Below are 14,562 nucleotides of genomic sequence, written 5' to 3'. Positions count from 1 at the left end.
TGTTAGGGCTTTGTTTTTGTTGTTTCCCTATTTATGGAAGTTCTTATAACGTGGCAAAATTACAGAAAATCTCTCAGATATTGAAATATATTGTGCTTTTTTTTAACTTTTGCTTGTTTTTGTCGGATTATTGCATTAAAAAAGGTCGTTCCTTTGTTTGGAACGACCTTTTCTATTGTTGTTTAAACTTATATTATTGCAGTACTACTTTCTTTGTTACGATGCCTTCAGCGGTAACGATTCTGATGATGTACATACCATTTTGCAATGGCAAATAGATTGTATTAGCAACATTTGCTGTTGTAAATACTTTTGCTCCAGCGAGCGAATATACCTCAATGCGGCGAATGTTGTTAGCGTTTTCGATGTTGAGTGTTTTGCCATTGAGTGTAACCTTTGTGGTTGCTGCTTGAGTTGCCACTTCGTCTATGCCTGCTGCTGCTTTTGTTGTGCCGATGTAGACGATGCGTGAGCTGTTTCCACCTATTGAAAAGATTTTGTTTTTGGTTGCTGTTGTCTTGTAATCAACATACAATGTATAAGCACCCTTAGGAAGATTGTTTTCTTTCAATGTGTAACTCTTAATTTCGAATGGAATTTCTTTGGTTTCGCCTGCTGCAAAGTTTTCTGCTTTAAAAATCATAGCAGCTATGGTACGTTTACTTCCTTCGGCAGATTTGAATCGTAGGGTAAAGGTTGCGCCTTTTATTTCTTCTTTTGCAGTAAGTTTGAGAACGCCTTTATATGCCTTACCATATTCTAATTCTTCAGAAGGGAGTTTTATTTCATCGCACTTGAGTGCTAAACTTTCATCGGCAACTACTTCCATGATGGTTTCTTTTACAGTTCCGTACATAGGATATTCCTTGCCATTGACAATGAAATATGATGAAAGTTTGTACTTACCAGGATTTAAATTCACCTTACCGCCATAGATTTGCTTTAGCGTTCCGAGTTTAGCGTATTCTGATTCTGAAACTTTAGCGAGTTCAAAGGCGAAAGCAGGGTTTTCAATGTTTCTTGCTTTGATAACCAATATAGCCTTGCCAGCTGCACCATAGTTGCATGCATCTTGTTTAAGACCGATAGTTTCGCCTTGTTTCACTACTGAATTAAACTCTGTACTTGTCTTTGTAAACCAAAGATAGTCGCCTTCTTGACTGAAGATAGGAGTGCTTACTTCTTCTTTTACCTCAAGAACGTTTGCTTCTGTAAATACAGGTTTAAAGTAATCGCCCTCCCAAAGTTTTTCTCTTTCTTCGTAGCGTTTCTTTTCTTCTTCCGTAGCATTATCTTTGAGCGGTTTTTGAATGTACTTTTCAAATGCTATTACGTTATATTTTCCAGCTGGCATTTCGTCAGGGAGTGTGCATAACAAGTTGATAGTCTTTGTGCTATTGTCGTAAACTTGGTGGAAATTCTTTGTATCGTCTTCGTGTACATAGTAAGACTTTTTTGCATCGTTTATGTCTGTAAACTTCAACCAGATATGGTTTATGATGAAGTCGTTGCTATTGTTTTTCAATACCAATGTGAATTTACCGCTACCTTTTGCGTGGAGGTCGCAGCTTGTTGTGATAGGCTTCAAGAGCTCTACGTTTGGTTTTGGTTCGTTTATTGAAATTGCAGTGATGACATTGTCTTGAACCGTTGCAATAGCAGCATTTGGCAAGTTGTTAGGACTTGGTATGAGTGTCCATTCAGCATCGCCTGTTGCTTTTACAGCGAATTGAATTCTGTAATCTGTTCCGTTTGGAACGTTGTTTACATATTTCGAAACCCATAAAGTCTTCATACCGCCATCTGTTATGAGTTTATCGCCAAACTTAGCAGCTGCAAATGATTTATCTTCTTCTTTGAGAACATTTACAACTTTTCCGTTCTTATCTACCAAAACCAATGCTACTTTTCCTGTGAAAGCATCGCAATCTTCGTTTACAATTCCTTGCATACCCATGATTTCTCCGTTTAGCTCGATTACAGAAAGGCGTGTTGCTCCGAAGATAGACCAATGTTTTTTTCCGACAGGTGTTTGTGGTTTTTGAATACCGATGATGATTTCTTGTTGAAGGTTATAGCCACCGCCATTTGCACCGATACCGAGGTCGTATGGATTGAGTGCATTTACATGGAAATAGCCGTTGCTTTTTCCTGACCACCCCCAGTTAATGTGAACGTAACCAGCGTCATCGTAGCCGTCGCAAACGAATGCGTGTCCGCCTTTTCCGTCTTCGTTAGAGGCAGAATAGAACACAGGACGACCAGCATCGAGTTCGTCAGTAATCATTTTCATCCATTGTGGGGTAGAGTAGTATTCACGTTTTTTGTATGAAATACCGTTGTCGTAACCAAAGTTATGCACCAAAGCACCTGTTACTGCTTGTGAGAAAGCACCTGCTTCGCCGCTTGGCATGAACGACATATAAACGCTATAAGCTGCCATGCTACACAAAGTGGAAACTTGTTCGTTTTCTGTTTCATCAGCATTGTCTTCTTCACAACGTTCTGGCATCTTTGTCCAATCGAATGTTGTTGCGCCAAAGTTTGGTGAGTGTTTTTTTCCGAGGTTGTCGGTGTAGGTCATTGTGCCTTTACCAACTGTTGGATATTTGTGGAAACGCATGATTTGCGACATTGCTGTTGCCACGCAACCTACATAATAGTTGGTGTTTTTATTGTCAGTAGTAGGTTTTTTGGCAGGCATTTTACCATTGAAGGGTTTGCCTTGTCCCCATTGAATTTTGTCCAACAATGGAGCTACTTTTACGTTTCCTTTTGGTCCTACGAGAGGGTCGTCTGGAACATAGTTTGTTGAGCCTGTTCTTTGAACGTTGTTTACGAGTGTTGAAAACATTTTCATCATGGTTACGACATTCGATGGAGCGTCTTTAAGGTCGAAAGAGCCTGTGTCGCTGTAACCAATAATATTGCCTATGGAGCTTTCTCCTGATACAATTACGAAACCTCCGTTATTTTCTGCGTTGTAAACATAGAATGGAGCGTAATCAGCAGAGGTTGATGTGCTGAGCAAGAGTGATTGCGGCATTTGCTTAAAGCGTGCCTTTACTCTACGATTTTGCTTTTTTGCTAAGAATGCTTCGGCAATTTTTTGTGCCTCAGATTTTGTTACTTTGTCTGCCAAAGCTGGCATAACGAGCATAGCAAATAGCAGTAAAAGACTAAACGATTTCGTTAAGCCACACGAAGCATGCAAATGAGTGAAACGAAATTCGCACATGCTCGTGGCGAGAAATCGCACTTTGAAAAAGAATGATTTTTTCATACTATTTGTATTTAAATTGATGATTAGGTTATTCTTTTCTATATGTCAATGATGTTTAGGTTTGACAATTATTTCTATTTTATGATATATGCCTCGCAAATATAGCCTTTTATTCTCGGAAATGCGCAAGAATATTCTGTTAAAATTCATTTGCTTTAATGTTTTAACTTTTTTAAAGGTTTTAGTGAGCGTTTGGGTAGAATGTTGGGTCTTTTTTTTCTATTTCATTCCTTTCTTTTTTTTGTTGATTAATGTTCTTTTTCAAGTTCTATTTCTCGCCACGAGCATATACAAATTTCGCTTTGCTCTTTTGCATGTTTCATCTGGCTTAACGAAAACCTTCTCTTTTAGAGTGCAAAATAGCTGCTTTCTGGCAAGTTATGATACTTTGTAGGGGCGGAATTTATTCCGTTCCTCTCCGCAAATTTTAGTGTATTAGGAACGTGATACGAGTTGTTGAGCAAAGCGAAAAAATCACGCCCCTACAAAGTATCATTGCTCGAAAGGTTCTATTTCTCGTCACGACCATGTTTAAATTTCGTTTTGCTCTTTGGATAAGATATAGCTGCACTCAACAAATTGAAAGTAAACTTTCTTTGTTCTCGCTTGCAATATCTTTTGCATGCTTCGTGTGGCTTAACGAAATCGTTCTCTTTTAGAGTGCAAAATAGCTGCTTTCTGGCAAGTTATGATACTTTGTAGGGGCGTGATTTTTTCGCTTTGCTCAACAACTCGTATCACGTTCCTCTCCGCAAATTTTAGTATATTAGGAACGTGATAAATCACGCCCCTACAAAGTATCATTGCTCGAAAGATTCTATTTCTCGTCACGACTATGTTTAAATTTCGCTTTGCTCATTTATATAGTTCGTGTGGCTTAACGAAATCGTTCTCTTTTAGAGTGCAAAATAGCTGCTTTCTGGCAAGTTATGATACTTTGTAGGGGCGGAATTTATTCCGTTCCTCTCCGCAAATTTTAGTGTATTAGGAACGTGATACGAGTTGTTGAGCAAAGCGAAAAAATCACGCCCCTACAAAGTATCATTGCTCGAAAGGTTCTATTTCTCGTCATGACCATGTTTAAATTTCGCTTTGCTCTTTTGCATGCTTCGTGTGGCTTAACGAAATCGTTATAAAAAAAGAGCTGTCTCTTCACAGAGATAGCCCTTAAATAGATTATATAATGAAATTGATAGGTTTTATCCGTTCATTGACAAGAGGAACTCGTTGTTGTCGTTTGTTTTCTCCATGCGGTCGTGGATAGAGTCCATGGCTTCGATAGGGGTCATGTCGGCAATGTACTTGCGTAAAATCCACATACGGTCTACGGTTGTCTTGTCTTGTAAGAGGTCGTCGCGACGTGTGCTTGATGCAACAAGGTTTACAGCAGGGAAGATGCGCTTATTGCTCAATGAGCGGTCTAATTGCAATTCCATGTTACCTGTACCCTTAAATTCTTCAAATATCACTTCGTCCATCTTTGAACCAGTGTCAATCAGAGCGGTTGCAATGATGGTGAGCGAGCCTCCACCTTCTATATTACGGGCTGCACCGAAGAAACGCTTAGGCTTTTGTAATGCGTTGGCATCGACACCACCTGTCAAAACCTTGCCCGAAGCTGGTGCTACGGTGTTGTAAGCACGAGCCAAACGTGTGATAGAATCGAGGAAAATCACTACATCGTGTCCGCATTCTACCATTCGTTTTGCCTTTTCGAGTACGATACCTGCGATTTTCACATGGCGTTCGGCTGGTTCGTCGAATGTAGATGCGATAACTTCAGCGTTTACTGTGCGAGCCATGTCGGTAACTTCTTCAGGGCGTTCGTCAATGAGCAACATCATGAGGTAAGCCTCTGGGTGATTGGCTGCTATGGCGTTGGCAATGTCTTTCATCAAAATGGTTTTACCTGTCTTAGGTTGTGCCACAATGAGTGCGCGTTGTCCTTTACCGATAGGTGAGAAAAGGTCTACAATACGTGTTGAAAGATTGGTTGTTTTAGGGTCGCCACAGAGTGTGAACTTCTCTTCTGGGAAGAGTGGGGTGAGGTGTTCGAAAGAAATGCGGTCGCGTACTTCTGACGGAACACGTCCGTTTATTTTGTCAAGGCTTGTTAGTGGAAAATACTTTTCGCCTTCGCGTGGAGGTCGAACGTGGCATTCCACAACATCACCTGTCTTCAATCCGTTTTGTTTGATTTGAGTGGCAGGAACGTAAACATCGTCAGGCGAAGAGAGATAGTTGTAATCGCTTGAGCGCAAGAATCCGTAACCATCAGGCATTACTTCCAATACGCCGTTTGCTTTGATGATGTCTGTGAAATCGTAAGCAGGTGTATTTTGCTCTTGTGGTGTAGGTGTTGGGAAGAAAGTTGCTGGGTTGGTGTCTACCATTTTAGTTGGTCGGTCGAACATATCGTAGGTTGGCACTGCTCCTTGGTCTTCAATTGGCAAATCAACCACTGTGATAAAGTCTGTTCCGTCGCCTGGGTCGCCTTCCCATACTCCGTCAGCTATGGCTTCTTGCATGTCTTGTGGGTTTGTCGCAATGGCTTGTGCTGCTTCGTTTTGCTCGTTATGAGCGTTTACTTTGGCTTGCAATTGCGCTATCAAGTTGTCGCTTTGTTCGCTATTTTCTGGGTTTGTATTTTCTGTATTAGCGAATTGTGCTTCGGGAATAAAGTCGGTATTTTCCGTTTCCTTTGGCTCGTTTGTTTCCGTTTCGGCTACAACTTCTGTTGTTTGAGCTTGTTCTGTCGTTTCTGTTGCTGTATTTTCTTCTTCAGCAACGATGTTGGCTGTTTCTTTTTCTTCTTTAGCCTTTCTTGTAGTTCTGCGTTTTGGTGTTGTTTCCTCCACCTTTTCCGTGTTTTCTACGTTTTCTTCTGTTTCTTTTTTGGCTTTTGAACGTTTTTTGGTAGCTTCTTTTTCTTCCTGTTTTGGTTCTTCGGCTACGGTTTCTTCCTCTGGCATGTCTTTAAACAAGCTTGGTTGTTGCACTCCTGCAGGCTTATTTTTTTGTACATCAAAGTTTTCGCCTTCTTTTCCTCGTACGGTATATACTTTATCAGGCTCTTTTTTAGCTATCCTTGTTCTTTTGCGTTTGTTGGTTCCTAATGGGTGCGATGCCCCTACGTCCATTGCCTGTCTGTCTAATATGGCATAGATAATGGATTCTTTGTCGTCGGACTTTTTAAAATCCGCTTCAATGTTTTTAGCGATATTCTCCAATTCGGGAATATCTTTGCCTAATAATTCTTCTTTGCTGAACATAAATGAATATGTATGTTTTCGAAATTTTAATCTTTTGTGGGGGATAAAGTTTATAGAACATAAACTCTATGTGTTTAAAACGACTGCAAAGGTAATGTTTTTATTTCGCTTAACAAAAATTTTTCTTGCTTTTTATGAAGGAAATGATGAAAAATTTCCCACAATGCCTACATTTGCTTATACCTATTTATATTTACTTCACAAAAAGCATTTATTTTGCATGCTTCGTGTGGCTTAACGAAATCGTTCTTTCCCAAGTTCGATTTCTCGCCACGAGCATGTACAAATTTCGTTTCACTCATTTGCATGCTTCGTGTGGCTTACGAAATCGTTCTCTTTCAAGTGCAAAATAGCTGCTTTCTGGCAAGTTATGATACTTTGTAGGGGCGTGATTTATCACGTTCCTAATACACTAAAATTTGCGGAGAGGAACGTGATAAATCACGCCCCTACAAAGTATCATTGCTCGAAAGGGTCTATTTCTCGTCACGAGCATGTTTAAATTTCACTTTGCTCATTTATATGCTTCGTGTGGCTTAACGAAATCGTTCTTTTTCAAGTGCGGTTCGTAAGTTCAATATAGAACTGCAACAAAATATGGCGTAACTCTTAATAATCTATGCCATAAAACACCGAGGGGTTTGGGGGCGAGTAGCCACCAAGATAGCCGCCGCCAATAGTGAATAACAACTAGCAATACGATAAAAAAGAAAAGGAGACTCTAACGAATCTCCCTGAAATCAATTAATTTTGTATTGCTTATGTATAAACAACTGACTTCGGGGCAAAGATACACAATTTCTATCTTACTCCAAAAGAAAACACCAAAAAGTGAAATAGCAGAGTTAATCGGGGTAGACCGTAGTACGGTTTATCGTGAAATAAAACGCAATAGTGGTAAACAAGGTAAATATAATGCGGAGACAGCCCAAGCTAATGCTGTCTATCGAAAGCATCGTAATCCTGGCAACCATACTATAAAGAAAGAAGTATGGAAGGAAGTAATCCGTTTATTGGTAGAAGAACAATGGTCTCCCGAACAAATCTCTAACGTATTGAGAAAAAGAGAGATGAAGATTTCTTATGAAACTATTTACAAGCTAATCCGCAAGGATAAAAGAAATGGAGGCTGCCTTTATAAGTACTGTCGATACAGGCTAAAACACAGAAACAGACCTGTTGGGGGTAAGCGTACAACAATCCTAAACAGGACGTCTATTGCTGAACGACCAAAAGAAGCTGACGGGACAAGATTTGGCGACTGGGAATTGGATACTATTGTTGGAAAAGGAAACAAAGGAGTTATCGTTACGCTCGTAGAGAGGCAGACGAACTATATCCTCATAAGAAAGTCGAACAAAGGAAAGGATGCGGACGAGGTTGCAGATATAGTTGTAAAACTATTGATGCCATTTAAGGATACCCTCAAAAGTATAACTACAGACAATGGTACAGAGTTTGCAAATCACCAGTATATTACAAAGAAATTAGGCGTTACGGTCTATTTTGCCGACCCACATTCGCCGTGGCAGAAACCGCTCATTGAAAATCAAAATGCATTAATAAGGCAATTCATACCAAAGGGAACAGATTTTGACAACATAACACATCAACAAAATGCAAAAATACAATATAAAATTAACACAAGACCAAGAAAAAAATTGGATTATAAGACACCACAAGAATGCTTTTACGGCAATATAGTGTAAATTTGCACTTGCTAGTTGAATTCACCGTTTGTCAGGTAGATGAGTTATTTTTACAAAATCAAAAATTGCTTTCGGAAATGAAAATCTATGCTTTTGCAAGAAAAAACAGCCTATTTTTGGAGTCAAAACAGCCTGTTTCTTTTTGTAAATTAGTAAGATAATTAGTCTTGTCAGTGGTGCTAAAAAAGTTCTTTTCCAAAGTGCGATTTCTCGCCACGAGCATGTACAAATTTCGCTTTGCTCTTTTGCATGCTTCGTGTGGCTTACGAAATCGTTCTCTTTTAGAGTGCAAAATAGCTGCTTTCTGGCAAGTTATGATACTTTGTAGGGGCGTGATTTTTTCGCTTTGCTCAACAACTCGTATCACGTTCCTAATACACTAAAATTTGCGGAGAGGAACGTGATAAATCACGCCCCTACAAAGTATCATTGCTTGAAAGGTTCTATTTCTCGCCACGAGCAAGTTTTGAATTCCTCTCCCTGCGGAGGGGGTAGGAGAGGCTTTATTGGTTAAAATAATCTTCCATTTCGTGGGTGGCTTCTTGGTTTTCGTTGTTCATATCTTTGATGATTTTACCTTTCTCCATGAGTACTACTCGACTGCAAATTTCTGAAATGAAGTTGAGATTGTGGCTCGAAATCAACACGGTTGTGCCATATTTTTGGTTCACTTGATGAATAATTTTGGCAATATTGATTTGTGATGAAGGGTCAAGATAGTTGAAAGGTTCGTCTAATATCAATAATTCGGGGCGCACAATCATTGCTCCGATGATACCAATTTTCTGACGATTGCCTTCCGAAAACTCACGAATGAGTTTGCCTGTACCCAAAATTTCATCACGCATAAGGGGCATAAATTCTTGCAAACGCTCCTCTAAGGTTTCGCTATCAATGTCGTAAGCATCGGCAATGAACTGGAAAAATTCTTCGGGTGTATAGAAATCTATCAAAAAACTCTTATCCACGAACGAACCCGTATATTGTTTCCATGCAAAATCCTCATTGACAGCATTTCCATTCGACAACACTCTACCCTCGTTTGCCTTGATAAGGTCGAGCATTAAACGCATCAACGTGGTTTTTCCTGCACCATTATTGCCCACTAACCCAATGAGTTGTCCGTCAGAGATGGTAAATTCGGGTATGTCGATAACGGTATTTTCACCGTAAATTTTCTTTAAATTTTCTATCTTTATTTCCATAATCGGTTTTCTTTTCTGTTAAAATTCGGTTTTCTTTTTCAAAGTGCGATTTCTCGCCACGAGCATGATTAAACTGCATTTCATTCCGTTTGCATGCTTCGTATGGCTTAACGAAATCATTCTCTTTTAGAGTGCAAAATAGCTGCTTTCTGGCAAGTTATGATACTTTGTAGGGGCGGAATTTATTCCGTTCCTCTCCGCAAATTTTAGTGTATTAGGAACGTGATAAATCACGCCCCTACAAAGTATCATAACTCGAAAGGTTCTATTTCTCGCCACGAGCATGTTCAAATTTCGTTTCACTCATTTGCATGCTTCGTGTGGCTTAACGAAATCGTTCAAAATGCTTGTATCGTTTGGCTATGAAGCGTTGAGCAATGCGTTTAATAAAGTAGCGATGCCCACTGATGCCTATCATGCCCACGACGAGCATTATCGTACTTGCCACCCAAAGGGGAAGGAAGATGAAAAGCAACATAGGCGCAAACATAAACGTGAAGACTAAGGCAAAGGCACTGCCCGAAAAGTTAGCCCCCTGTGTGTTAAACTTGCCTGAAGCATTAATGTCCAACGCCTTATTGGTAAAACAATAGGTAAGCATTCCCACGTTTACAAAGCCCAAAGAAAGTGTCAAAGCAGCAAAATAGGTGTAAAAGTATTCCACGAGCGGATACATAAACAAAAGGGGAAGCATCAGCAAAGCCGTTACAAATGTAGCCGTACAACCGAAATAATACTTGCGAAGGAGGAGTTTTTCAACACTAATAGGGCGCGACCATATACCGTCAAAGTAAGCTCCCTCAATAGCAAAAGTCTGTTGCAAGATGAGTTCGCCACCGCCTACTATTCCAAAATAGAACCAAAAGGCATCTAAATCTATCGTGTCGCTTTCGCCATGTACACTTAAATAGGCTTGCACGATGAAGATAAGAGGAAAGAAAAGAATCATTTTCAATCGTTTGCCTCGTCTGTATGGGCGCATTTCGATGAAGAACCACGAGTTTTTATTGTTGAATTTCTTATGTTTTTCCTTCTTGTTTTGACTTTCATCGTATTGTGGAAGGAAGTTTAAATACTTGATACAGAGCAGCAAAGCCACAGTGTTCAAGACGAAGAAGTAAAGGTAATGTATGCCCCATCCCATTCCAAAGATGTTGAACGAATGGAACAAAGTTATGGGTTGCCATACCAACCAGCCCACGATGATAGCCATTTTATATTCCCACCCCTTTGCTTTGCGGAAGGTGGTAACGGCAAGCGAATTGACAAACGACACCATAAACAGCAAAAGGGCTGACAGAAGGGCAACAAGTGGCGGCGCAGCAAAGAAGAGGAACACAGCCAACGGCAAAGACCACGAGAGATTGAAGAAGTCGAAAAAGGTGGAAATCATCACAAATTTATTCCACGTTTCTTCCTTTACAGGTCGGGTTTTCAGATAGTTATCCATAATTGCCGAATCGTCTTTGAGGAGCAATTTGGTTATAAAATCGGGCAAAATCAATGAGGCAGCCATGATTGGCACCACCATTGCCCACTCTATTTTGTCGAGTAAACCTATCATGGTGGTTTTCATTCCGTCGGAAATGCCCAACCATGACGAGAGGATAACAACTAAAAAGATAGCGTAAAAGTAAAGGGTAAGAAAGAATTTTACCCATTTAAATTCACGTTTTTTCTTTATAAAGTATAATTTTAATAATGTTTTAAGCATGATTTTTTCACGAATTAGCTTCTTTATTTTCCCATTCTTCCCACGCTTTCATAGCATCTTGCCATGAGGTTTGCTCTCCGCTCGCCACGGCTTCTTGCGTTCTTTTCGCTTCATCACGAGCTTTGTCCCTTGCTCGTTTGGCTTTCATATCGGCAATGGTTTGGTCGTCAAGAATTTCTATTGCCCCACGCTGGATAGCCGCTTGCAACTCCGCTTCGCCAAAGGCTTTACCTGGTTGGTTGAAATCAGAAATATTAAATTCGTAATCGACACGCAAATCGTGGCGTACCAACTTCTGTTGGTAGCGATTGCCAGCATTTTTCAGGCGCAAAAGTTTAGCAATACCTTTTATTTCGTCGGCAGAAAATTTGGTTCTTCCCATAGGCTGTCTTATTTTTTTCCCCACAAATATAATGAATTATTCAGGAAAAGGGCGCATTTTTTTTTATATTTTTGCATGAGAAAAATTAAGAGAGCATGAAAAAAGGAAACCCACCTTGATAATAGAGGTGGATTTCCTTTATTTTAGAGTTACGATAACGCTTTGAAGCGCTACGTTTAGCCTGTTTTAAACGCCTAATTGTTTGCGAATGGCTTCAATTTTTTCGTGAGCACGAGCACGGCAGGCAGCATAATCGGCAGCAGTTTGCATCTTGTCCTTGATTTCAAGATAGAACTTAATCTTTGGTTCTGTTCCTGAAGGGCGTACACTTACCTTATTGCCGTCTGTGCAGAACCATTGCAATACGTTGCTGGTGTCAGGCATTTCGAGTTTTGTTTTGTTGCCTTTGTCGTCGATTGCTTCGAGCGATTGGAAGTCTTTCCATAGACAAATCTTGCTGCCAGCGAGTTCTTTTGGAGGGTTGGCACGGAAATCGCACATCATTTGTTGAATTTCTTCTGCTCCGCTCTTTCCTGGTCGTTCTACGTTGATTGTAAATTCTTCGCTGAATCCATATTCAAGGTAGATGTCCATGAGGAGGTCGTAGAGAGTTTTGCCCTTATCTTTTGCGTATGCGCAAATTTCTGCTAAGAGTGAGCAAGCACTTACAGCGTCCTTATCACGATTGAAGTCAGATGCCATGAAGCCGTAGCTTTCTTCGCCACCACCGATGTAGTTCTTTTTGCCTTCTGAGATAGCTATTTCGTGGGCAATCCACTTGAACCCTGTGTAGCAATCGCGCATTTCGATGTTTTGTTTCTTGGCAATTTCAGCAATCACTTCGGTTGTAACGATAGTCTTTACGATGTAGTCTTTTGGTGTCATTTTGCCCAATGCTTGGCGATTGGTGATGATGTACCAAAGGAAGAGCAAGCAAGTTTGGTTACCATTGATGAGAATCCACTCACCATTGCTATCCTTACAAGCCATACCTACACGGTCAGCGTCAGGGTCGGAAGCCATTAAGATGTCGGCATCAATCTTTTTCGCATCACGAAGTCCGAGTGTGAGTGCTTCTGCAATTTCTGGATTTGGACGGTCTACGGTTGGGAAGTTTCCGTCTTTTACCATTTGTTCTTCTACGCAGTGAATGTTTGTGAATCCCCAATCGCGCAATGCCTTTGGAATCATGACACGTCCTGCTCCGTGCAATGGTGTGTAAACGATGCTAAGGTCGTGCTGACGCTTGATAACTTCTGGGTCGATGCAAACAGTTTTTACCATTTCGAGGTAAACTTTGTCTACTTCTTCGCCGATGATTTCAATGAGTTCTTTGTTGCCTTCAAACTTCACGTCTTCGATTTTCACGAGGTTCACTTGTTCAATGATACCCTTGTCGTGTGGTGCCAATACCTGTGCGCCATCGTCCCAGTAGGCTTTGTAGCCGTTGTATTCGCGTGGGTTGTGGCTGGCTGTGATGTTTACACCGCCTTGTGTCTTGAAGTGGCGAATAGCAAATGAGCATTCTGGTGTTGGTCTCATTTCCTCGAATAGATATACCTTTATTCCGTTAGCCGAGAAGATGTTGGCAACGGTTTCGGCAAAGAGGCGTGAGTTGTTGCGGCAGTCGTGGCAAACGACAACCGAAATTTGTTCTTTGTCTTTGAAATTTATCTTGAGATAGTTGGCAAATCCTTGTGTTGCCATACCTACGGTGTAGATGTTCATGCGGTTTGAGCCTGCGCCCATGATTCCACGCAAGCCACCAGTTCCAAACTCAAGGTCTTTATAGAATGATTCTACGAGTTCTTCTTTGTTCTCGTTGTCTATCATTGCTTTTACGGCGTTGCGTGTTGCTTCGTCGAAAGCTGGTTTTAGCCATTCATTGGCTTTTTGTTCACACTGTGCGATAAGTTCTTTATTTTGCATAGTTACCTGATTAAAATATTTTTTAGTGGGGCAATGTCCCCCTGTCTTTTCTGCAAAAATACGATTTTTTTTGCGAATATAGGTCTATTTCGTGATATTTTTTGTATTTTTGTATTCTCTATTTAAAACGATAACGATGGATTTTAACTTTGAAGGGGTAATTTTAGCTGTTTGCACCTTTCTTATTATAGGACTTTTGCACCCAATTGTCATTAAGTGGGAGTATTATTTTGGTACGCATGGTTGGTGGATTTGGCTGGTTAGCGGCGTGGTTTGTTGCGTTTGTGCTTTGTTCGTAGCCAGTATCTTTTGGTCTGCGCTGTTGGGCGTTACGGGTGCATCGCTCTTATGGGGCATTGGCGAACTTTTTGAGCAGGTGAAACGTGTCGAAAAAGGCTGGTTCCCGAAAAATCCTAAGCGGAAATAGGAGGAAGTTTTTTGGGGGTTGGGGGACTAGTCTGACTAGTCAAACTAGTCAAACTAGTCAAACTAGTCAGACTAGTCCCCCCAAAAATCATTTTATCAATATTCTTGTGCTTATGAAAGTAACTTTAATTCTTGTGGGAAAGACCACCAACGATATTTTTGTGCGTGGAATTGCTGATTATGTTGAGCGTATTTCGCATTATTTGCCGTTTACTATCACGACTATTCCCGAACTAAAAAACACGAAAAAGCTTTCGGAAGCACAGCAAAAGGAAAAGGAAGGCGAGCTGATTTTAAAGGAAATACAAACTGCTGATACGGTGGTCTTGTTAGACGAACATGGAAAGGAATTTCGTTCGGTAGACTATGCCGATTGGTTGCAAAAGAAACAGAACACAGCCAAGCGGTTGGTCTTTGTTATTGGAGGTGCTTATGGGTTTTCTAAGGCGGTTTACGACCGTGCAAACGAAAAGATTTCTTTGTCGAAGATGACGTTTTCCCACCAAATGGTGCGCCTTATTTTTGTGGAACAGTTGTATCGAGCTTGCACTATCATCAAAGGCGAGCCGTATCATCACGAGTAAAGCGTCCGCCTTACGTCTTTTTTCTTTCTCTCTTGCCTCTTTTCTCTCTTACCTCTTA

At 40.6% G+C, this 14,562-nt stretch carries 9 protein-coding genes; 3 read left to right on the top strand and 6 right to left on the bottom strand.

Translation table 11 applies throughout. From position 1 onward, the window contains the following. Positions 1-193: 193 nt before the first annotated feature. Both DYI03_RS12135 and rho read right to left on the bottom strand, forming a co-directional pair. Positions 194-3,283: a thiol protease/hemagglutinin PrtT gene (locus DYI03_RS12135; RefSeq protein WP_172462605.1), complete on the bottom strand. Its 3,090-nt coding sequence runs from the start codon at positions 3,281-3,283 to the stop codon at positions 194-196. 1,199 nt (positions 3,284-4,482) lie between these two features. Next, positions 4,483-6,555, bottom strand: coding sequence for a transcription termination factor Rho (rho, locus tag DYI03_RS12125; protein ID WP_025064716.1), 2,073 nt, complete (start codon positions 6,553-6,555; stop codon positions 4,483-4,485). A 761-nt stretch (positions 6,556-7,316) separates the two neighbouring features. Here rho and DYI03_RS12120 point away from each other — a divergent pair. Next, the gene (locus DYI03_RS12120; RefSeq protein ID WP_115367873.1) at positions 7,317-8,264 is read left to right on the top strand and encodes an IS30 family transposase; all 948 of its coding nucleotides are present in this window, start codon (positions 7,317-7,319) and stop codon (positions 8,262-8,264) included. A gap of 503 nt (positions 8,265-8,767) precedes the next feature. On the opposite strand, the gene DYI03_RS12115 is transcribed toward DYI03_RS12120, so the two are convergent. The 4 genes from DYI03_RS12115 to DYI03_RS12100 all read right to left on the bottom strand — a co-directional run bounded on the left by DYI03_RS12115 (position 8,768) and on the right by DYI03_RS12100 (position 13,494). Continuing rightward, positions 8,768-9,469: an ABC transporter ATP-binding protein gene (locus tag DYI03_RS12115; RefSeq protein WP_021670197.1), complete on the bottom strand. Its 702-nt coding sequence runs from the start codon at positions 9,467-9,469 to the stop codon at positions 8,768-8,770. Between the two features lie 325 nt (positions 9,470-9,794). Beyond that, positions 9,795-11,183, bottom strand: coding sequence for a DUF5687 family protein (locus tag DYI03_RS12110; RefSeq protein ID WP_021669815.1), 1,389 nt, complete (start codon positions 11,181-11,183; stop codon positions 9,795-9,797). A gap of 7 nt (positions 11,184-11,190) precedes the next feature. Then, complete coding sequence (locus tag DYI03_RS12105; RefSeq protein ID WP_004356196.1) at positions 11,191-11,565, bottom strand: hypothetical protein; 375 nt, start codon at positions 11,563-11,565, stop codon at positions 11,191-11,193. 186 nt (positions 11,566-11,751) lie between these two features. Next, entirely contained in the window at positions 11,752-13,494 is a 1,743-nt protein-coding gene (locus DYI03_RS12100) for a phospho-sugar mutase (RefSeq protein ID WP_004356215.1), read from the bottom strand. A 136-nt stretch (positions 13,495-13,630) separates the two neighbouring features. On the opposite strand from DYI03_RS12100, the gene DYI03_RS12095 reads away from it, so the two are divergent. Together DYI03_RS12095 and rlmH are read left to right on the top strand one after the other, a co-directional pair. Further along, entirely contained in the window at positions 13,631-13,921 is a 291-nt protein-coding gene (locus DYI03_RS12095; protein ID WP_021669813.1) for a DUF4491 family protein, read from the top strand. A gap of 112 nt (positions 13,922-14,033) precedes the next feature. Continuing rightward, positions 14,034-14,504, top strand: coding sequence for a 23S rRNA (pseudouridine(1915)-N(3))-methyltransferase RlmH (gene rlmH, locus DYI03_RS12090; RefSeq protein WP_004356208.1), 471 nt, complete (start codon positions 14,034-14,036; stop codon positions 14,502-14,504). Positions 14,505-14,562 lie beyond the last annotated feature (58 nt).

Source organism: Prevotella disiens, from assembly GCF_900454955.1.
GTDB lineage: Bacteria > Bacteroidota > Bacteroidia > Bacteroidales > Bacteroidaceae > Prevotella > Prevotella disiens.
Note: the sequence above shows the minus strand (reverse complement) of the source record. Positions and strands in the feature narration are given on the sequence as shown.

Bases quoted from the DNA above. Each gene is read 5' to 3' on its own strand.
- DYI03_RS12095 (WP_021669813.1), top strand. From the start codon at position 13,631: ATGGATTTTAACTTTGAAGGGGTAATTTTAGCTGTTTGCACCTTTCTT.
- DYI03_RS12135 (WP_172462605.1), bottom strand. From the start codon at position 3,283: ATGAAAAAATCATTCTTTTTCAAAGTGCGATTTCTCGCCACGAGCATG.
- DYI03_RS12110 (WP_021669815.1), bottom strand. From the start codon at position 11,183: ATGCTTAAAACATTATTAAAATTATACTTTATAAAGAAAAAACGTGAA.
- rho (WP_025064716.1), bottom strand. From the start codon at position 6,555: ATGTTCAGCAAAGAAGAATTATTAGGCAAAGATATTCCCGAATTGGAG.
- DYI03_RS12105 (WP_004356196.1), bottom strand. From the start codon at position 11,565: ATGGGAAGAACCAAATTTTCTGCCGACGAAATAAAAGGTATTGCTAAA.
- DYI03_RS12115 (WP_021670197.1), bottom strand. From the start codon at position 9,469: ATGGAAATAAAGATAGAAAATTTAAAGAAAATTTACGGTGAAAATACC.
- rlmH (WP_004356208.1), top strand. From the start codon at position 14,034: ATGAAAGTAACTTTAATTCTTGTGGGAAAGACCACCAACGATATTTTT.
- DYI03_RS12100 (WP_004356215.1), bottom strand. From the start codon at position 13,494: ATGCAAAATAAAGAACTTATCGCACAGTGTGAACAAAAAGCCAATGAA.
- DYI03_RS12120 (WP_115367873.1), top strand. From the start codon at position 7,317: ATGTATAAACAACTGACTTCGGGGCAAAGATACACAATTTCTATCTTA.